The 17,723-nt window shown below is 71.6% G+C and carries 20 protein-coding genes; 14 read left to right on the forward strand and 6 right to left on the reverse strand.

Going from position 1 to position 17,723, the window contains the following annotated elements:
• Positions 1-37 precede the first annotated feature (37 nt).
• On the reverse strand, positions 38-1,210 hold the full coding sequence (locus ACGFIW_RS20955; RefSeq protein WP_393318063.1) for a zinc-dependent alcohol dehydrogenase: 1,173 nt from the start codon (positions 1,208-1,210) through the stop codon (positions 38-40).
• 27 nt (positions 1,211-1,237) lie between these two features.
• The gene (locus ACGFIW_RS20960; RefSeq protein ID WP_393318066.1) at positions 1,238-2,188 is read right to left on the reverse strand and encodes an SRPBCC family protein; all 951 of its coding nucleotides are present in this window, start codon (positions 2,186-2,188) and stop codon (positions 1,238-1,240) included.
• Between the two features lie 237 nt (positions 2,189-2,425).
• Here ACGFIW_RS20960 and ACGFIW_RS20965 point away from each other — a divergent pair, with 237 nt between their 5' ends.
• The 8 genes from ACGFIW_RS20965 (at position 2,426) to ACGFIW_RS21000 (ending at position 11,781) form a co-directional block, all read left to right on the forward strand.
• Positions 2,426-3,442 (forward strand): carboxypeptidase regulatory-like domain-containing protein, encoded by a 1,017-nt coding sequence (locus ACGFIW_RS20965; protein WP_393318069.1) that lies wholly within the window; start codon positions 2,426-2,428, stop codon positions 3,440-3,442.
• A gap of 130 nt (positions 3,443-3,572) precedes the next feature.
• Positions 3,573-3,935 (forward strand): SCP2 sterol-binding domain-containing protein, encoded by a 363-nt coding sequence (locus ACGFIW_RS20970; RefSeq protein WP_393318072.1) that lies wholly within the window; start codon positions 3,573-3,575, stop codon positions 3,933-3,935.
• 12 nt (positions 3,936-3,947) lie between these two features.
• Positions 3,948-5,990 carry a glycogen debranching N-terminal domain-containing protein gene (locus ACGFIW_RS20975; protein WP_393318526.1) on the forward strand — a complete coding sequence of 681 codons (2,043 nt, stop codon included), beginning with the start codon at positions 3,948-3,950 and terminating at the stop codon, positions 5,988-5,990.
• A 237-nt stretch (positions 5,991-6,227) separates the two neighbouring features.
• Complete coding sequence (locus ACGFIW_RS20980) at positions 6,228-6,935, forward strand: carbonic anhydrase (RefSeq protein WP_393318075.1); 708 nt, start codon at positions 6,228-6,230, stop codon at positions 6,933-6,935.
• Between the two features lie 69 nt (positions 6,936-7,004).
• Positions 7,005-8,096: a winged helix DNA-binding domain-containing protein gene (locus ACGFIW_RS20985; RefSeq protein WP_393318078.1), complete on the forward strand. Its 1,092-nt coding sequence runs from the start codon at positions 7,005-7,007 to the stop codon at positions 8,094-8,096.
• Positions 8,097-8,433: 337 nt separating this feature from the next.
• On the forward strand, positions 8,434-9,135 hold the full coding sequence (locus tag ACGFIW_RS20990) for a DUF4396 domain-containing protein (protein WP_393318081.1): 702 nt from the start codon (positions 8,434-8,436) through the stop codon (positions 9,133-9,135).
• Between the two features lie 114 nt (positions 9,136-9,249).
• The gene (gene bla / locus ACGFIW_RS20995) at positions 9,250-10,167 is read left to right on the forward strand and encodes a class A beta-lactamase (RefSeq protein ID WP_393318084.1); all 918 of its coding nucleotides are present in this window, start codon (positions 9,250-9,252) and stop codon (positions 10,165-10,167) included.
• Between the two features lie 426 nt (positions 10,168-10,593).
• Positions 10,594-11,781 (forward strand): MFS transporter, encoded by a 1,188-nt coding sequence (locus ACGFIW_RS21000; protein ID WP_393318087.1) that lies wholly within the window; start codon positions 10,594-10,596, stop codon positions 11,779-11,781.
• Positions 11,782-11,792: 11 nt separating this feature from the next.
• Here ACGFIW_RS21000 and ACGFIW_RS21005 read toward each other — a convergent pair whose 3' ends face one another.
• Positions 11,793-12,266, reverse strand: a complete 474-nt coding sequence (locus ACGFIW_RS21005) for a hypothetical protein (RefSeq protein ID WP_393318090.1) — start codon at positions 12,264-12,266, stop codon at positions 11,793-11,795.
• 117 nt (positions 12,267-12,383) lie between these two features.
• On the reverse strand, positions 12,384-12,854 hold the full coding sequence (locus tag ACGFIW_RS21010) for a DUF3592 domain-containing protein (RefSeq protein WP_393318093.1): 471 nt from the start codon (positions 12,852-12,854) through the stop codon (positions 12,384-12,386).
• A gap of 96 nt (positions 12,855-12,950) precedes the next feature.
• Between ACGFIW_RS21010 and ACGFIW_RS21015 the strand changes: the two genes are divergently transcribed.
• The gene (locus ACGFIW_RS21015) at positions 12,951-13,862 is read left to right on the forward strand and encodes a S41 family peptidase (RefSeq protein WP_393318096.1); all 912 of its coding nucleotides are present in this window, start codon (positions 12,951-12,953) and stop codon (positions 13,860-13,862) included.
• A gap of 12 nt (positions 13,863-13,874) precedes the next feature.
• Here the strand turns inward: ACGFIW_RS21015 and ACGFIW_RS21020 are convergent, their stop codons facing one another.
• Positions 13,875-14,750, reverse strand: coding sequence for an NAD(P)-dependent oxidoreductase (locus ACGFIW_RS21020; protein ID WP_393318099.1), 876 nt, complete (start codon positions 14,748-14,750; stop codon positions 13,875-13,877).
• A gap of 117 nt (positions 14,751-14,867) precedes the next feature.
• Here ACGFIW_RS21020 and ACGFIW_RS21025 point away from each other — a divergent pair, with 117 nt between their 5' ends.
• Positions 14,868-15,224 (forward strand): winged helix-turn-helix transcriptional regulator, encoded by a 357-nt coding sequence (locus ACGFIW_RS21025; RefSeq protein ID WP_393318102.1) that lies wholly within the window; start codon positions 14,868-14,870, stop codon positions 15,222-15,224.
• Positions 15,225-15,330: 106 nt separating this feature from the next.
• Positions 15,331-16,062: a hypothetical protein gene (locus ACGFIW_RS21030; protein ID WP_393318105.1), complete on the forward strand. Its 732-nt coding sequence runs from the start codon at positions 15,331-15,333 to the stop codon at positions 16,060-16,062.
• 114 nt (positions 16,063-16,176) lie between these two features.
• Here the strand turns inward: ACGFIW_RS21030 and ACGFIW_RS21035 are convergent, their stop codons facing one another.
• On the reverse strand, positions 16,177-16,509 hold the full coding sequence (locus ACGFIW_RS21035) for a hypothetical protein (RefSeq protein WP_393318108.1): 333 nt from the start codon (positions 16,507-16,509) through the stop codon (positions 16,177-16,179).
• 108 nt (positions 16,510-16,617) lie between these two features.
• Between ACGFIW_RS21035 and ACGFIW_RS21040 the strand changes: the two genes are divergently transcribed.
• The 3 genes from ACGFIW_RS21040 to ACGFIW_RS21050 are packed head-to-tail and all read left to right on the forward strand — an operon-like array spanning position 16,618 to position 17,684.
• On the forward strand, positions 16,618-16,995 hold the full coding sequence (locus tag ACGFIW_RS21040; protein WP_393318111.1) for a DUF2089 domain-containing protein: 378 nt from the start codon (positions 16,618-16,620) through the stop codon (positions 16,993-16,995).
• Positions 16,995-17,252 (forward strand): hypothetical protein, encoded by a 258-nt coding sequence (locus tag ACGFIW_RS21045; protein WP_393318529.1) that lies wholly within the window; start codon positions 16,995-16,997, stop codon positions 17,250-17,252. The genes ACGFIW_RS21040 and ACGFIW_RS21045 overlap by 1 nt, the downstream gene beginning before the upstream one ends.
• Before the next feature lie 9 nt (positions 17,253-17,261).
• Entirely contained in the window at positions 17,262-17,684 is a 423-nt protein-coding gene (locus ACGFIW_RS21050) for a hypothetical protein (RefSeq protein ID WP_393318114.1), read from the forward strand.
• The last annotated feature ends 39 nt before the right edge of the window (positions 17,685-17,723 follow it).

Raw genomic sequence — 17,723 nt, forward strand, 5'->3', positions numbered from 1 at the left:
CACCGCGGTCGTCCCGGCAGCAGGGAGGCGCCGCCGGTCAGACCGTGAGCAGCACCTTCGTACACGCGTCCTGCTTCTTCTGGAAGATCTTGTAGCCCTTCGGGGCGTCGCGCAGCGGCATCCGGTGGCTGACGATGAAGCTCGGGTCGATCTCGCCGCGTTGGACGCGCTCCAGCAGCGGCCGGGTGTAGCGCTGGACGTGGCACTGACCGGTCCGCATGATCAGTGAGCGGTTCATGAACGCACCCATCGGGAACTTGTCGACCAAGCCGCCGTACGCGCCGACGACCGAGACCACCCCACCCGAGCGGCAGGCGAGGATCGCCTGGCGCAGGGCGAACGGCCGTTCCGTCTCGACCCGGGCGACCTGCTTCGCCCGGTCGTAGGCGTACATGGCGGCGTTGCCGTGGTGGCCTTCCAGGCCGACCGCGTCGATGCACGCGTCGGGCCCTCGGCCGGCCGTCATCTCGTTCAGGGTGTCCAGCACGTCCGCCTGCTCGTAGTTGATCGTCTCGGCGCCGATGTGCTCCTCGGCCAGCCGCAACCGGTACGCGAACCGGTCGATGACGATCACCCGCTCCGCGCCGAGCAGCCGGGCGCTGGCCGCGGCGAACAGCCCCACCGGCCCGGCGCCCCAGACCGCGATCACCTGGCCGGGTTTGATGTCGCACATCTCCGCGCCCATGTAGCCCGTCGGGAACACGTCGGCGAGCATGACCGCCTGGTCGTCGCGGACCTCGTCGGGCACCTTGAGCGGGCCGATGTCGGCGAACGGCACCCGGGCGTACTCGGCCTGACCGCCGGCGTAGCCGCCGAGCAGGTGGGAGTAGCCGAAGATGCCGCCCGGCGAGTGGCCCATGATCTTCTCGGCGATGCCGGCGTTCGGGTTGGAGTTCTCGCAGACCGAGTAGAGGCCGCGCTGGCAGGATGAGCAGTGCCCGCAGGCGATCGGGAAGGGCACCACCACCCGGTCGCCTGGTTTGAGGTTGCGCACCTGCGGGCCCACCTCGACCACCTCGCCCATGAACTCGTGCCCGAGGATGTCGCCCCTGCGCATCGCGGGGATGTAGCCGTGGTAGAGGTGCAGGTCCGAGCCGCAGATCGCGGTGGTGCTGATCCGGACGATCGCGTCCCGGGCGTTCATGATCTTCGGGTCGGGCACGTCGATGACCTTGACGCTGTCGGTGCCCATCCAGGCGGTGGCCTTCATGGTCGTCCCTTTCGGATGCGTGGGCGGTCAGCGGCGCGGCGTCGGCAGCGGCTGGGCGGGACGCTGCATGGCCTGCTGGCGTACGGAGATGCCGTTGGGGCTGCCCTCGGAGCGGACCACCTCGCCGGTCTCCAGCACCTGCTTGAAGCGGCGCAGGTCGTCACGGACCTGCTGCTCGGGCTCCTCGCCGAAGAGCTTCGCCACCACCCGCCCGAGCGCGCCGGCCGGCGGCGCGTACCGCAGCTCGACCCGGACCTCGGTGCCCCGGTCACCGGGTGCGGGCACGAACCGGACCCGCCCGGCGTTGGGCACCCGGGTGCCCGGCAGCGAACGCCAGGTGATCGACTTGTTCGGCTGGTCGTCGATGATCTCGGCGTCCCACTCGACGCGGTGACCGGCCGGGCCACGGGCGATCCAGTGCGAGCGGCGCAGGTCGTCGGCGCGTACGGACTCCAGGTGTGCCATGAACCGGGGCAGGTTCTCCATGTCCCGCCAGAACCGGTACGCCTCGGCGGGTGATCGGTTGACGGTCACGGCGATCTCCATCCGGATCATCCGGGCCCGGGCCCGTTGGGCCCGCCCGATCCGCACGGCGCAGAGCACGTCGACGGCGGTGATGCCGGCGACCGCGAGGGTGCTCAGCGCGACCCGGCGGCGGCGTTCACCGTCGCGCTCGGCGAGGGCCCGCCCGAGCAGGGTGAGGTCCATGGCGTCGCCGGCCACCCGGCTCCAGGCCCAGCCGGCGGGGCGGCGGCCGCTGAGCAGGCCGGCCGCGCTGCCCAGCTCCCGGAGGCCGAGGGCCGGCAGCACGGCCCGCGCGGACGGGGAGTCGTCCACCCCGGTCAGTCGCGCCAGGGGTCCGGGCGCGACAAGTGCGCCCACGCCCAGCGCCAGGCTCAGCAGGCCCAGGGTGCTCGGCAGCGTCGCCGGCACCGGCCCGTCCAGCTCGGGCAGGAGCACGGTGTCGATCCGGGTCATGCCTGGTCCCTTCCGATGGAGATGACGGCCGGCGGAGGCGGCGGTGATGGTGGTTCCGCCCCCGTGACGCTATGTGGTAGAGGTGCCGTATGCGCGAGGTTCGGGCAGAACGTCCGATGCGGCAAGGGGGGCGTGAACGCCTTCGGCGTCGGTCACCATCACGACATTGACCGATTTGGATCACCTGGGACCGCTACCTTCGGCCCACCCACCCACCACGCCGCCGGAAGGACACCCATGAGCCGGGCTCTCCTGCGCCACCTGACCGTCACCGTCGCCGCCGCACTGCTCGTCGCGCCGGCCGCCGCGCCGGCCGCCGCGCGTACCCCCGGGTCGGCGACGCCCGCGCCCGGCGGCGTCCGCACCGTCGTGCGCGACGCGACGACCGGCGCACCGGTGCCCCGGGCCTGCGCCGCGCTCGTCCCGGTGCGGGCCGCCGCCCTCGCGGCGGTGACACTCGGCGAGGACCAACTCGGCCGCTACGGCGGCTGCGCCGACGAACAGGGCGTCCTGGTGGCCTCCGACGTCGCCCCCGGGACGTACCGGCTGCTGGTGCGCCCGTACGACACGACGGCGTACGGCTGGCAGTGGGTCGGCCGGCACGGCGGCACCGGTGACCGCGAGCGGGCCCGGGAGGTCCGGGTGCGGGCCGGCGTGGTGACCACCCTGCCGGACGTGCGGCTCGACCCGCCCGGCACCGTCGTGGGGGTGGTGACCGATGCCGCGACGGGCGCACCGGTGCCCCGCGCGCGGGTGATGGTGGTGCCCTACGTGCCGGACCCGAAGTACGGCGACCACGGACCGACCACCGACGAGGACGGCCGCTACACCATCACCGATCTCGGCCCCTACGACTGGCCGGTGCAGTTCGCCGCCGCCGGGCTCGCGACCGTGTGGTCCGGAGGGGTGGGCAGTCGGCAGCAGGCGCGGCCGGTGCGGGTCCGCCCCCGACAGACGGCGACCCTGGATCAGGCGCTGCCCGCCGGGACGCCGCTCAGTGGGAGCGTGGGGGTCGACGAGCTGCTCACCTACGCCCAGGTGATCGCGTTCGACGCGGCCACCGGGGACCTGGCCGGCGTGGCGGACGTGGGCACCGGCTACACCCTGCGCCTGCTCCCCGGGCAGCGGGTGAAGCTGCGCTGCGACTGCGCGTACGCCCCGCCGGTGTGGCACCGCGACGCGGCCGGCTTCGACACCGCGACCCCCGTACGGGTCCGACGCGCGCCGGCCGTGGTGGACTTCGACCTCCGGTAGCGGCGTGATGACGCGACCACCTGGAGCCGATTTCGCGCACAAAACCCTGAAGAAGGAGTGCCGCCCGGCGTTAACAGCGAGCCGGACCGGGTAGCCGGCGTGCGCTTCTACCAGCGCCCGGGGAGGTGGGATGACGGCGACCAGTGCGTTCTTCGAGCGGTTGACGGTCGCCGGCCAGGATCCGCGGTTCGACAAGGTGTGCGGGAGCGTGCGGTTCGACATCCGCGACGGCGCTCGGCTGGAGCAGTGGCTCCTGGTGATCGATCACGGCCGGATGCGGGTGACCAGGAGCGCCGATCCCGCCACCACAGTCATCATGGTGTCCGCGCAGCTCGCGGAGTCGATGGCGCGCGGTGAGGTGAACGGGCTGGCGGCGATCACCCGGGGCGAGATCATGGTCGACGGGGACCTCGGTCTGGCCCTGCGCATCGGGCGGCTGTTCCCGCGGTCGCCCGGGCCGCTACAGAGCGGTGACCAGGCCAGTGGGACGTGACAGATGAGGGACATCCCGGGCACCGTGTCGTGTATCGACGGGAACACCTTCATGGTGTCCGACGCCAGCGGCGATGTGGAGTCGTCCCCCGCCACGCCGGTCGGGCTGTTCGCCGCCGACACCCGCTTTCTGTCCCGTTGGATGCTCTTCGTCAACGGCGAGTGCATGACCGCGCTGTCGGTGGACGACAGCCAGTACTACGAGGTCACGTTCTTCGTGGTGCCGGGCGCGGCGGTCGACTACGTGCAGGCCGACGTGTCGGCCATCCGGCGCAGGCGCATCGGCCCGGACCTGACCGAATCGCTGACGATCTTCAACTACGGCGAGCGGGACAGGGACCTCGACATCCGGCTGGAGGTGGCCGCCGACTTCGCCGACATCTTCGAGATCAAGTTCGACATCGGTGACAAGACCGGCACCAACTACACCCACGTGGGCCCGGACGAGTTACGCCTGGGCTACCGGCGCGGCACCTACCGCCGTGAGGTCGTCGTGTCGGCGAGTGAGCCCGCCGAGTTCGACCCGGACGGCCTGCGGTTCACGATCCGCCTGGCCCCCGGGGAACAGTGGTCGACGCGGTTGCAGGTCGCCATGTTGGCGCTGCGTCCGGACGGCGTCGACCTGCGTGCCGCGCTGCGGGCTCAGCGGCCCGACGACTCCACCCTGCCCACCAGCCTGCGGGCCTGGCTCGCTGCGGCCCCGACCCTGGACACCGAGAGCGCCGCGCTCCAGCAGGTGTACCACCGCAGCCTGGTGGACCTGGCGGCCCTGCGCTTCGCCCCGCTCTCGCTCAGCGGCGCGACCGTGCCCGCCGCCGGGTTGCCCTGGTTCATGACCCTGTTCGGTCGCGACAGCCTGCTGACCTGCCTACAGACCCTGCCCGTCACCCCGTCGCTGACCCCGCCGACGCTGCGGATCCTCGCCTCGTTGCAGGGTGCCCGCAGCGACGACGTGCTGGAGGAGGACGCCGGCCGGATCCTGCACGAGCTGCGCTACGGGGAGTCGGCCGCGTTCGAGGAACAACCGCACTCCCCCTACTACGGCACGGTGGACGCCTCGCCGCTGTTCGTGGTGCTGCTCGACGAGTACGAACGGTGGAGCGGCGACACCGCGCTGGTCATGGAGTTGGAGCAGGAGGCTCGCGCCGCCCTGGCGTGGATCGACGTGTACGCGGACCTGACGTCCACCGGCTACATCTGGTACAAGCGACGCAACCACGCCACCGGCCTGGAGAACCAGTGCTGGAAGGACTCCTGGGACAGCATCTCCTACGCCGACGGAAGGCTGCCGGGATTCCCGAGGGCCACCTGCGAAACCCAGGGGTACGCCTACGACGCCAAGATCCGAGCGGCTCGGCTGGCCCGTACCGTCTGGGGTGATCCGGATTTCGCCGACCGGCTGGAGCGGGAGGCGGCGGCCCTGTACGACCGGTTCAACCGGGACTTCTGGCTGGCCGACCGCGGCTACTACGCCCTGGCGCTCGACCACGACGGCACCCCCGTCGACAGCCTGTCGTCCAACATCGGGCACCTGCTGTGGAGCGGCATCGTGCCGCCGGAGCGGGCCCCGCAGATCGTCGACCACCTGATGGGTCGGGCACTGTTCTCCGGTTGGGGTGTGCGGACCCTCGCCGAGGGTCAGAGCCGCTACAACCCCCTCGGCTACCACAACGGCACGGTCTGGCCGTTCGACAACTCGTTCATCGCCTGGGGCCTGCGCCGCTACGGGTTCGCCAGCGAGGCGGCCCGCATCGCCGAGAGCATCCTGTCCGCCGCGACCTACTTCCAGGGCCGGCTCCCCGAGGCGTTCGGCGGGTTCGACCGCAACACCACCCGCTACCCGGTCCGGTACCCCACGGCCGGCAGCCCGCAGGCGTGGTCCAGCGGCGCGTCGATGCTGCTGATCCGTACCATGCTGGGCCTCAACCCGCACGAGGACCACCTGGCCGTGGATCCCGCGCTGCCGACCATCTTCGGACGGGTCGCGCTGCTGGACGTCCCCGGCCGCTGGGGCAAGGCCGACGCCTTCGCCCGGCACCGCCCGGACCAGCGTTAGCGGCACGTTCAGCCGACGGTGAAGCCGCCGGTCGACCAGGTCCGGTGCAGCGGCTGACCTCCCTGTTCGCCGAACGGCTCCCTCGTCCGGGCGAGGGAGCCGTTCGCGTCGCCTGCCGACCGTCCCACCACTCTGGTCTCTCCGCGCCGACAACCCGACAGGGTGGCGCAGACAACACACCTTTGTGGACGACGGCTGGTAGGAAGTAGCGAGTCGCCTCACCCCAGGGAGATCATCGTGGCACGTTCCCACCTGACCCGTCGTTCGTTGCTGGCCACCGGTGGCGCCGCCGCCGTCGCGCTCGCTGCGGCAGCGAACCCGTCCGTGGCCACCGCCGCACCCGCCGACAACCCGGTCGGTACGCCGGCCGAGGCGCTGCGTCGGCTACAGGCCGGCAACCGACGGTTCACCTCCGGCCACGGCCGGCACCCCCACCAGAGCCTCGCCGACCTGCACCGGCTCGCCGCCGGCCAGCACCCGTTCGCCGTCACCGTCGGCTGCGCGGACTCCCGGGTGGCACCGGAGGTGCTCTTCGACCAGGGGCTCGGCGACCTGTTCGACAACCGGGTGGCCGGCAACATCGTCGACGACCTGCTGCTGGGCAGCGTCGAGTTCGCCGTGGAGGAGTTCGGCTGCCTGCTGATCGTCGTCCTCGGCCACGAACGCTGCGGCGCGATCACCGCCACCATCGACACCATCCACAGTGGCGGTGCCGCACCCGGGCACATCGGCACCATCGTGGACGCGCTGCGTCCGATCGTCGAGCCGGTGCTGGACCAGCCCGGCGACCCGGTGGACAACGGGGTCCGCGCCAATATCGCCGCCCAGGTGGCCGCACTGTCGGCACGCAGCACGATCATCGCCGAGAAGGTGCACCAGGGCGCGTTGCGGGTCGTCGGCGCCCGCTACGACCTGGACAACGGGCGGGCTTCGCTGGTGGCCTGACGGCCGTACCCGCCTGCGGCCGCACGCGCCTGGACCCACCGGGAGAGCCGCGGCAACTAGGGTGCAGCCATGGTTGACCGGCGTCAGGTGACGAACTTCCGCGTCCGGGCCCAACAGCTCGACCGGGCCCACGGGACGCTCGCCGACACCGCCGTCCTGGACCTCGGCGTGCAGAACACCGGCCCGGACGGCGCCCGGTGGGCACTGGCGGTACGCGGGGTCGACGTGACGACGCTGTCCGACACGGAGGTGATCCTGCTGTGGACCGTGCGCGGCGCACCCCACCTCTACCGCCGGGCCGATGCCGCGAAGGTGGTGGCGGCGGTCGAACCCTTCTCCGACGCCGACGCGGGTAAGCGCATCTACGACGCGTCCAAGCCGTTGAGGGCCGCCGGCATCGGCAACCTGGCGGCCCTCGACGAGGTGGCCGCCCGGATGCGGGCCGTCGTCACCACACCAACTGTCAAGGGAGAGGTCTCCAGCCGCCTGGCCACGGTGCTGCCCGAGCCGTACCTGCGGTTCTGCCGGCCGTGTGACGCGACGCACGTCTACGAGATGCCGTTCCGGCTCGCCGCAGTGCGGGCCGGACTGGAGTTGCAGCTCGACACCTCACCGCCGGTCCTGCGACGCATCACCGGCTTCCGGAAGGCGGCCGCACCGGGCGACCGGTTCGACCTCATCCGCGCCTACCTTCGCCTGCTCGGCCCGGCCACCCCGAAACACGTCGCCGCCTATCTCGACGCCCCGGTGAAGGACGTGCGGGCGCGCTGGCCCGACGATGTGGTCGAGGTGCCGGTCGACGGTGAGGTGCGCTCGTTGCTGGCCGCCGACGAGCAGGCACTGGCCTCGGCCGGCGGCACGGCGACCCGGCTGCTCGGCCCGTTCGACCTGTTCCTCCAGGCCAAGGACCGGGCGACGCTGGTGCCGGACGCCGCCCACGCCAAGCAGTTGTGGCCGGTGCTCGGTCGCCCCGGTGCCGTCCTGGTCGACGGCGACCTGGTTGGCACCTGGCGTCCCCGCACGTCCGGCCGGACGTTCACGGTCGCCGTCCAGCCCTGGCACCGGTTGTCCGCCGCCACCCGCACGGCCATCACCGCGCAGGCCGAACGCCTCGCCGCGCACCGCCGCGTTCCCTTCGCCGGCGTCGACTTCGACGGTTAGCCACAGCGGCCGGGCGGCTACTCCACCGTCCAGGCGTTGACGGGAGGGTGGACCCGAGCGCACACACCGGGCTGCCCGTGCACCCCCGGCCCGCCGACGTCGAGCATCCCGTCGGCCTCCCGGCTGGACACCTCGAAGTCCAGGTCGCCGTCGCCGCGTCGGCCGGCACCTGATCGACCACGTCGACCCTGCGCCGTACCCCCACGTGGACATTGCCCGATCTCCCGCTGCCGGCGGGCACGGCGTGGAACACTGCGAAGTGCCCTCGGTCGGTGCGCCCCCCTGCTGAGGCGGCAGCGGGACGCACGTCGGGGCCCCGCGTGCGGAAGGGGCGGGGATGCAACCAACGTGGCTCCTGACGCTGTCCTGGGTCTCGCTCGCGTTCGGTGTCGTCAGCTGCGCGATCGTCGTCGCGGACACCTATCTGCGCGGACACCGTCAGCCGGTTCGGGTCATGGAGATCGTCTGGCTGGTGACGGTCCTCTACGTCGGTCCGGCAGCCGTCCGCCTCTACTGGGACTGGGGCCGCCCGGAGGCGTTCGCCCAGCGGCGGCGGGAGGGCCGGCCGCGAAGGCCCCGCCGGGGCATCGTCGTCACCCACGTGTCCCGCTGCGGCGCCCACTGCGCCCTCGGGTTCGTCGTCGCCGAGGTCGCCCTGTACGTCGTCCGGTCCGACCCGGCTCAGGAGACCCTGTGGGTCGACTACGCCGGGGACTACCTGGCGGCGGTGGCGATAGCCGTCCTCTTCCGGTACGTCGGCGCGCCCGGTAGCAGCGTCCGGAAGATCTGGCCCGCCCTGTCCGCGGTCGCCCGGATCGAACTGCTGACCATCAGCGCCTTCGAGGTGACGCTGTTCGTGTGGCTGACGCTCGCGCATCGCGTGGTCTTTCCCGAGCCACCCCTGCGACCCGACAGCCCACTCTTCTGGTTCGCGGGCCAGTTGGGGCTGATCGCCGGTTTCATCGCGGCGTGGCCCACCGCCTCCTGGCAGTTCGGCCGGGGGTGGAGACTCGAACCGCGCCAGCTCCCCTATGACTGAACACGGCCGACTCGTCGGAAGCCGCGCATCCCTCGTGCCCGCACAGCTCACGACCGTCGGCGACCAGCACCGTAGGGTCGTTGCGGGTAAGCCGCCGACGGACGAGGAGGACCGATGATGGATGCCGCGGTGCGACGCCTGGTGACCGCGGTGGCCGCGCTGTCGGCCCTGGTGTCGTTGGCGGCGTGCGGCACCGACGACGCCCCCGAGGCGCGCACCACACCGAGCCCCGAGGTGACGCTGTCCCCGACGCCAGCCGCGGAGCAGGAATTCCAGCGGTTGGAGCAGACGTTCGGCGCGCGCCTGGGGGTCTACGCCGTCGACACGGGCACCGGCCGCACGGTGGCACACCGCGCTGACGAACGATTCGCGTACGCCTCGACGTGGAAGGCGTTGGCCGCCGCCGAGGTGCTCGACGACACCACGGACGCCGAGCTGGACCGGGTGGTGCGCTTCTCGGCGGGGCAACTGGTGGCCCACTCCCCGGTCACCGAGAAGCACGTCGCCGAGGGCCTGAGCCTGCGTGCCCTCGCCGACGCCGCCGTGCGCTACAGCGACAACACCGCCGGCAACCTGCTGCTGCGTCACCTCGGCGGCCCGCAGGGCTTCGAGACGAGGCTGCGCTCGCGCGGTGACACGGTCACCGACGCCGCCCGTTACGAGACCGCGCTCAACGAGGCGACGCCCGGCGACCGGCGGGACACCAGCACCGCGCGGGCCCTGGCGGGCGACCTGCGCGCGTACACCCTGGGGGACGCCCTGACGCCCGCGGACCGCGACGTTCTGTGCGGTTGGCTGCGGGACAACACCACCGGGGCGGCGCTGATCCGCACGGGCGTGCCCGCCGGCTGGGTGGTCGGGGACAAGACCGGGACCGGAGGGTACGGCACCCGCAACGACATCGCCGTTCTCTGGCCGCCCGACCGGGCCCCGATCGTGCTCGCCGTGCTGTCCCGCCGCGCCACGAAGGGCGCCGCCCCCGACGACGCCCTTCTCGCGCAGGCCGCCAGGGTGGTCGTCGCCCACCTCTGAGCGGGTTGCCGGTCGCCGGGGGTGGCCGCGTCGTGCCGCTGCGGGGATCGTCAACCGGTCGTCCGGGCTCGGCGGCCGCGCGCCAGAGCGGTGACCATGGACGACACCGCCGTCCACTGTTGGCGTCGGCGCTGCTCGCGATCCGCGACGTGCTCGCCGGGCCGCGGGCACGGGGATGACGGCTGTCGCCCAGCTCTGACGAGCCGAGCGCGCCTCCCGTCCCGCCCCCCGTGGATCGGTGCCGTGCGATACGGTCAGCTCGTGGTTCCGGTGGAGGCGGTCGCGGCTTCGTACGCCCGGTGGATCACGCCTGCGCTGCCGTTGTACGGCAACGACCACGAACGGTCCGACTTCGCTCCCTGATCCGCGCTGGCGGTTGCCCGTGGGTCCGTTCGATTCCTTCCATCGCGTCGGGAGCGATGTCTCATGTCCTCATCCGGTATCCGGGTGGTCCTGCGTGCCCCGCAGGTGCTCTGGGTCCTGCTCGCCGCCCAGGTGGGCCGGCTGCCGTCGGCCTCCGGGCCGCTGGCCCTCCTGCTGTTCGCGCGGGAGTCGTTCAGCCTGGCCACGGCCGGGTTGCTCGTCGCCGCGTACACCGCCGGGGTGGCGGTGGGAACGCCGCTGCTCGCCCGAGCGGTGGACCGCTGGCGTCAACCGCCGGTGCTGGGCATCTCGGCGGTCATGTCCGGCGTCGGGTTCGGCTTCGTGGCCACCGGCGCCTTCGGCGCGACAGGTGCCGCCGTCGGCGCCGTGGTCGCCGGGCTCGGCGCTCCCCCGCTGGAGGCGTGCCTTCGCTCCCTGTGGCCGGATCTGCTGCCCCCGGCGGCGGTGCCGGCCGCGTACGCGCTGGATGTCGCCGTACAGGAGGTGATTTTCGTGGTGGGCCCGCTCACGACGCTCCTCGCGGTGGCGCTCGGCGGGCCGGTCGCCGGGTTGGTCGTGGCCGCGCTGCTCCAGCTCGCCGGGACCGCCGCGTTCGTCCGCGCTCCCGCCGTGCGGGCCTGGCGGGGGGTTCCGGCGGCACGGCACTGGGCCGGCCCGCTGCGGGTGCCCCGGTTCGCGGCGCTGCTGGCCGGGGTGGTCGGCACGGGGATGGCGGTCGGCGGCATCACGGTGGCGATCACCGCGTACGCGGAGGAGGCCGGCGACCGGCACCTGGCCGGCTGGCTGCTCGCCGTGCAGGCAACCGGTGCCCTGATCGGCGGCCTGCTCTACACCCGGGTCCGGCCCGCCGGAGCACGGCGGCTGCCGCTGCTCACCGCCGGGTTGGCCCTCGGCTATGTGCCGCTGCTGCTGACACCGCGCCCCACCCTGATGGCGGTGTTGCTGGCGGTCAGCGGTCTGGCCCTACCGCCGACGCTGACCGCCATCTTCCTCCTGGTGGATCAGCTCGCGGCGCCGGGCACCGTGGCCGAGGCGTTCGCCTGGGTCGCCACCGCGTTCACCATCGGCAGTGCCGCCGGCTCGGCGGTCACCGGTCTGGTGGTGGCGAACGGCGTCCGTCACGGCCTGGCCCTCGCCCCCGTCGCCGCGCTGCTCAGCACCATCGTCATGGTGGCCGTCGCCAGAACCAGCGCCGACCACCACGGTCCTCGTCTACCGCAACAGCACTGAGACCATCGTGATCACAGGGTCACACTGACTCCGGCCGCCTTGCACGCGGCGCTGACATCCTTGCCAGCCTTCAGGAAGGCCGGGTTGTCGGCAGCGGACCCCGGGTCGGCGGCCGCCGCGGCCTTGGCCGCCTCGGCGCCGAACGGCTTGAGGGCCGTGGCCACCTTGCTGTCTCCGCCGGCCGCGGCCAGGGCGGTGGCCTTCGTCCCCAACTCGGTCAGGATCTTCCTGAAGTCCGCCGCCGTCGGCTCACCAGCCGTGACGATCTTCAACAGCTCGGCCCTCATCTCGTCGCTCGCCGTCTTCACCGACGTGCAGATCTCCTTGTCGCTCGTGGCACCGGTCGCGGCTGACGACGCCGGTGCGGCGGTGGGGGAGGTCACGGCGGCGGACGTGCTGGCAGGCGGCGTCGATCCGGCGTTCGTCGCCGGTTCCGCGTCACCGCAGGCGGTCAGCGCGGTGGCAGTGGCGAGGATCAACAGCACGGAAGCAATTCGAGAGTGATTCACGGACGCGGACACTAATCGACGGGTAAGACATGATCAATTCGCACGGGACGATTCCGGCCATCACCGCACTTGCGCGAGTGGCGCTCCACCCAGTTAGGTGCGGGCAAGGGCCTGCCGTCGGCGGCGCCGCTTGAGCAGCTCGCGGATGACGACTCGAAGCGCCCCCACGGTGAGCGCCAGCCCGCCGGCCGCCGGCAGAAACTCCAGGCCGCCTCGGGTCACCCACAACCGGCCTTCCAGCGGGGCATCCGGCGAATAGATCACCTTGACCCTGTCACCGTCGCGGTCGAGGGAGCCGCTGGGGGTGACCCGGAAGCTGGTGGCGACCTGCCGTCCGTCGGCGATTACGTACTGGAACTCGTACCACGTCCCCCTGCGCTTCTCGTGCCGGGCCGAGGGATGGGAACCGGTCAGCGTGCCCGTCGTCGTCACTTCCCGCAGTGAGCCTCGGTCGTCCCAGACGAAGGCGACGCCGATACCGATCGCCAGGATTCCGACCAGGACGACCGTCAGTGCTGCCCGAAGCGTCGAGACACCCGAGGTATCGCCGCGAAAGTCAGACATGGCCGACACGATAACCACGGTGCGCCGCAAACGACTGGTGGGCCGGCGCGATATGAGATGGCCAGCAGGCCGGCGGGTGGTCTACCGTGGCCCGCCGTGCTCACCAACGAACAGATCATCGGACAGGCCCTGGACCAGATCGAGGCAGGGTACGTCTTCCCCGCGAAGGTCGCGGACATCGACGCCGCGATCCGGCGTCGTCTCGCGGCAGGCGAGTACGCCGACCTGGACGGGCCGGCGCTCTGTACGACGGTGACCGCGCACCTTCAGCAGGTGTGCCCGGACAAGCATCTGCGGCTGCTGTGGACGGACCAGCCGCAGTCGCTCGATCCAGCGGACGCCGACGGCGGGCGGGCCGCGTTCCTGGCGCTGCTCAGGGCGGAGAACCAGGGCATCCGCCGGGTCGAGCACCTGGCCGGCAACGTCGGGCTGATCGACGTGCGGCGCATCGCGTACGCCGACGAGGGCGCCGCCGCGATCGGCGCGGCCATGCAACTGGTCGCGCTCAGCACCGCGCTCATCCTCGATCTGCGCGCCTGCTCCGGCGGAACACCTGAGGGAGCCGCGATGTGGTGCAGCTACTTCTTCCGCGACGACCAGGTGCACCTCAACGACTTCTACGAACGGTCCACCGGCGCCACCCGCCAGTTCTGGACGGCCGCGCACCTTCCCGCGCCGCGCTACACGGACCGCCCGGTCCACGTGCTCACCAGCGCGATGACGTTCTCCGGGGGCGAGGACGTGGCGTACACCCTTCAGGCGCACGGCCGGGCCGTCGTCGTCGGCGAGACGACACGTGGCGGCGCGCATCCGACGGCCCGCCACCCGGTCACCGAACACATCCTCGTGACCGTGCCGACCGCCCGGACCATCAACAGCGTCACCGGCACCAACTGGGAAGGCGTCGGCGTGCTCCCCGACGTGCCCGTCCCAGCAGACCAGGCACTCGACACGGCACTGAGGGCCATCTCGGGCGCACAGACAGGAAGGCACGGCGGCATCGGGTGACGCCGCCGCGCCTCACCCGGGTTGCTGGATGGTGCGGATGATCCGCGCGAAGCCCTCCTGGCCGTGGCCGGCGTCGATCTGGTGGCGGATGAGGCGTTGCACCATGGCGACCACGTCCGTGCTGATGCCCTGGTCGCGGCTGGCGGCGAGAATGTCGCCGAGATCGGAGAACTCCAGGCTCTGCTGCCCCGGCACGGTGTAGTCGCCGCCGTCGACGACCGCCGCGAACCTCGGGAGGGCACCGGTCATGGCGGACAGCCAGGGCGCGGCCAGCGCGGCGAACTCCCTGGCACTCACGCCGGACGGCGCGACCATGGCGACGCCGTGGAGGAACCCGGCGAACATGACGTACATGCCGGCGAGCAGGGCCAGGTCGTACAGCGACGCGAGGCCGGCGTCCGCGCCGAAGTAGGTGCTGGTCCCCCACGTGTCGAGCAGCGGCCGGTACGTGTCGAACGCGGCGGCGGACCCGCTGTAGAGGATCGACGAGCCGGGCTGGCCGATCATGGCGGGGACGGCCATGATGCCGCCGTCGAGGTACGGCACGCCGGCGTCGGCGGCCCAGGCGGCCAACTCGCGCGCCTGCTCCGGCGTCGTCGTCGTCACGTTGAGCAGGGTCCGGCCGGCCAGGTCGCCGGCCAGCGGGTCGAGCACCTCGTGGACCGACGCGTGGTCCAGCAGGCAGACGACGACCAGTTGGCCGGTGCGGACCGCCTCGGCGGCGGTGCTGGCCGGGGTCGCGCCCTGGGCGACGAGCGCGCCCGCCCTGGCGGCCGAGCGGTTCCACACCGTTGTCGGGTGGCCGGCCCGCACCAGGGCGGCCGCCAGGGAACTGCCCATCGCCCCCAGCCCGAGGACGCTCACCGGAAGGTCGTGCCGTGTGTCCATGCTTCTGATCCCCTCGTGATGTCGGTCGAGGAAATCCTGTCCGCAACCAATAGAGTTGACCAGTACCGACAATTTTGTGAGGTACTTACCTTCTGGTAAGTGCACTTCGGAGGGCGGATGGCACCGACAGCGCGAAGTGGCCCGTATTTCTGCGGCATCGACGCGGCGATGGACGTCGTCAGCGGCAAGTGGAAGTCGCTGATCCTCTGGGAGCTGCACCATCACGGGGTGCGTCGGTTCGCCGAGCTGCGGCGGGGCCTTCCGGGTGTCAGCGAGAAGATGCTGATCCAGCATCTGCGCGAGATGGAGGAGGACGGGCTCGTGCACCGCGAGGTCTATCGCGAGGTGCCGCCGAAGGTCGAATACTCGCTGACCGACGACGGGGTCTCCCTCAACGCCGCACTGGCCCCGCTGGGCGCGTGGGGCACCGACCGCATCCGACGAATCGGCGCCGACAAGATCCCGGTCGAGTGAGTCGGCGGGTCGGGCCGGGGCGTGTGCGGCGGGGTGGTTGCGGGGCATGGATACGCTTCATTGTCACGGGGTGAGCGGTGCACCATCCAGTGGCGAGGAGAGGCCGATGACACCTCGACCGTGTACGGACGGCACAGTGCAGCACCTGTCCGTGGATCTCGACGACGCGGCTGGCGGGGACGGCGGCCAGACGGGTCTCACGCTGTGTTCGACTCCGCAGCGTCCGATCTGGGGCAGTGACCAGTGGGCGATCGACATCGCCTACGAGATGCATCTCAGTGACAGTCGCGTGGACATCGCCACGTTGCCGCCGTGCGTGGAGTGTGTGCGGGTGGCGCAGTTGCTGGCCGACCCGGACACGGTGGCGCCGCCGCTGCACCGCAGGACGCCCCGGCCGGAGGTCGCCTCCGGGTTCACCGGCGAGGAGATTCGCGGCGTCCTGCGCACCGACATCGCCACCGGCGCCTCGCTCGGCCGGCGGGCTGCCGTGCACCTGCTGACCTTCACCGTGGTTCCGGACCAGCCGGGCTTCGGTGCCCTCGTGCGGATCCTGGACCTGCCGTGGGACATGGGTGACACCGTACGGATGGGGCAGGTCACCGACTGGGCGGCGGTGGTCGACTTCGCGGCGGCCGCCGACGTGCCGGACCGGGACCGGCGGCTGGTCGCTGTGGCCGCGAGCCTCGCCGGCGGTCCGCCGGTCGGCCTCGAAGCCGCCGTCAGCTTCGTCGACGATCCCGCGGCGGCCCGCCGGGTGGTCGAGGCGATCGCGATCGCCACGGGTCACGGCGACCGGTGGCAGCTCACCGAGAGCCCGGCCCCGAGTGCCCGCACCTGACCGAGGTCACGTGCGCCACGGGCAGCGTCGCGCCCGCAACGAGCCTCAGCCGGCGCGCCTCCCGCCGCACCACGACCGCCTGCCCCGACCGTCAACGGTCGGGCGACGCGAGCATCACCCGGGCGGCGGCGGACACTCCAGGACCGCGATCGAGTTTCCGGCGAACAACCCCAGATGCGGGTGCCCGGAGAAGATCTGCACCGCCTCGTCGTGCGAGCCCGCTTCCACGATGGTGTAGGCGGTCAGGGCGTCGGTGAAGTCCTCGACACCCCGCGCCGTGACGAGCTTCTTCGCGTTCAGCGGAGCGCCGGGGTCGACGATGGCCTTCTCGTTGGCCTGCGCCCAGGCCGCCCACGCGTGGAGGAACTCGGTCTGCCGCTGATCGGTGAGGTCGACCTTGTCGGCCTCACCAGCCGCGCCGTTGAAGAGCGCAAGGAATCTGGCCATCTCCGGATCGTAGCGCCGGCGTGCTCCGCCACTCACCACGTGCGGCACTTCAATAAAATTAAGATCAACCTCTTGGAAGTTAAGGATTTCTGGGCTACAACTTCAGGTATGACAGATCAGGCGATGGATTGGCAGGAGCTCACCAGCCTGACGCGAGGGCAGCCGTTCGTCATCGAGCGGGTGCGCCTGGCGAGCAACGGTGTCGCGATCGAGGGCGCGTTCGAGCCGCCGCAACTGGCTCAGCTCAACGTCGAGGACCAGGTCTTCGTCACGGCGTTCGTGCGCTGCCACGGTTCGATCAAGGAGATGGAACGCATCTTCGGGGTGAGCTACCCGACGATCAAGTCACGACTCAACCGGATCTCGCAGATGCTCGACTTCGTCGAGACCGACCCGGCGCCCTCGCGAGCCGACATCATCGACCGGTTGCGCCGGGGCGAGATCACCGCACAGCAGGCGTTGGCCGAGCTGGACGACCAGACATGATGCCGCAGTTGGTGACCGTCAGGGTCAACCGCCCGGGCCGGCGACCCACCCGCGTCTGGGTTCCGGTGCTCCCCGTGCTGCTCGTGCTCTTCCCGGTCGTGGTCCTGGTCGTGCTGGCGGCGATCGTGGCCTGCGTCGTGTTCCGCATCGGTGTGGTGCGGGCACTCGGCGCCGTCTGGCGTGTCATCTCCGCGCTGCCCGGCGCCCGCTTCGACATCGCGCAGGGCCACACGGCCGTGCTCGTGGCTATCCGATAGGAGACTCCCATGACCGAACAACGCAAGGACATCCTCGACATGCTGGCCGCCGGCAAGATCACCGCGGAGGAGGCCGAGCAGCTCATCGCCGCACTCGAACGCGACAAGGCCCCGGCCGCGGCGAGCCACGACGCCCGACCGAAGGGCAAGGTGAAGTACCTGCGGGTGCTTGTGGACGCCACCGACAACGGCGAGCCGTCGCGCGTCAACGTGCGGGTGCCGCTGCAACTGCTGCGCGCTGGCGTACGACTGGCGGCGCTCGTCCCCCCACAGGCCCTGGTCAAGGCCAACGCCTCACTCAGCGACTCAGGGGTGCCGATCGACCTGACCCAGCTCAAGCCCGAGCAGTTGGAGGCACTCGTGGAGCACCTCGACGAGGTGACCGTGGAGGTGGATTCACCCGACGCCACCGTGCGGGTCTTCTGCGAGTAGACACCGTCTGCTGGGACGGCCCCTCGGGAGGGAAGGACA

This window comes from Micromonospora sp. NPDC048935 (assembly GCF_043197875.1).
In the GTDB taxonomy this organism is placed as follows: domain Bacteria; phylum Actinomycetota; class Actinomycetes; order Mycobacteriales; family Micromonosporaceae; genus Micromonospora.

What these genes read in the sequence shown, in the direction of transcription:
- ACGFIW_RS21030 (WP_393318105.1), top strand. Translation starts at nt 15,331, where the DNA reads ATGACACCTCGACCGTGTACGGACGGCACAGTGCAGCACCTGTCCGTG.
- ACGFIW_RS20970 (WP_393318072.1), top strand. Translation starts at nt 3,573, where the DNA reads ATGACGGCGACCAGTGCGTTCTTCGAGCGGTTGACGGTCGCCGGCCAG.
- ACGFIW_RS21045 (WP_393318529.1), top strand. Translation starts at nt 16,995, where the DNA reads ATGCCGCAGTTGGTGACCGTCAGGGTCAACCGCCCGGGCCGGCGACCC.
- ACGFIW_RS21000 (WP_393318087.1), top strand. Translation starts at nt 10,594, where the DNA reads ATGTCCTCATCCGGTATCCGGGTGGTCCTGCGTGCCCCGCAGGTGCTC.
- ACGFIW_RS21035 (WP_393318108.1), bottom strand. Translation starts at nt 16,509, where the DNA reads ATGGCCAGATTCCTTGCGCTCTTCAACGGCGCGGCTGGTGAGGCCGAC.
- ACGFIW_RS21020 (WP_393318099.1), bottom strand. Translation starts at nt 14,750, where the DNA reads ATGGACACACGGCACGACCTTCCGGTGAGCGTCCTCGGGCTGGGGGCG.
- ACGFIW_RS20955 (WP_393318063.1), bottom strand. Translation starts at nt 1,210, where the DNA reads ATGAAGGCCACCGCCTGGATGGGCACCGACAGCGTCAAGGTCATCGAC.
- bla (WP_393318084.1), top strand. Translation starts at nt 9,250, where the DNA reads ATGATGGATGCCGCGGTGCGACGCCTGGTGACCGCGGTGGCCGCGCTG.
- ACGFIW_RS21050 (WP_393318114.1), top strand. Translation starts at nt 17,262, where the DNA reads ATGACCGAACAACGCAAGGACATCCTCGACATGCTGGCCGCCGGCAAG.
- ACGFIW_RS20965 (WP_393318069.1), top strand. Translation starts at nt 2,426, where the DNA reads ATGAGCCGGGCTCTCCTGCGCCACCTGACCGTCACCGTCGCCGCCGCA.
- ACGFIW_RS21010 (WP_393318093.1), bottom strand. Translation starts at nt 12,854, where the DNA reads ATGTCTGACTTTCGCGGCGATACCTCGGGTGTCTCGACGCTTCGGGCA.
- ACGFIW_RS20985 (WP_393318078.1), top strand. Translation starts at nt 7,005, where the DNA reads ATGGTTGACCGGCGTCAGGTGACGAACTTCCGCGTCCGGGCCCAACAG.
- ACGFIW_RS20990 (WP_393318081.1), top strand. Translation starts at nt 8,434, where the DNA reads ATGCAACCAACGTGGCTCCTGACGCTGTCCTGGGTCTCGCTCGCGTTC.
- ACGFIW_RS20960 (WP_393318066.1), bottom strand. Translation starts at nt 2,188, where the DNA reads ATGACCCGGATCGACACCGTGCTCCTGCCCGAGCTGGACGGGCCGGTG.
- ACGFIW_RS21025 (WP_393318102.1), top strand. Translation starts at nt 14,868, where the DNA reads ATGGCACCGACAGCGCGAAGTGGCCCGTATTTCTGCGGCATCGACGCG.
- ACGFIW_RS21040 (WP_393318111.1), top strand. Translation starts at nt 16,618, where the DNA reads ATGACAGATCAGGCGATGGATTGGCAGGAGCTCACCAGCCTGACGCGA.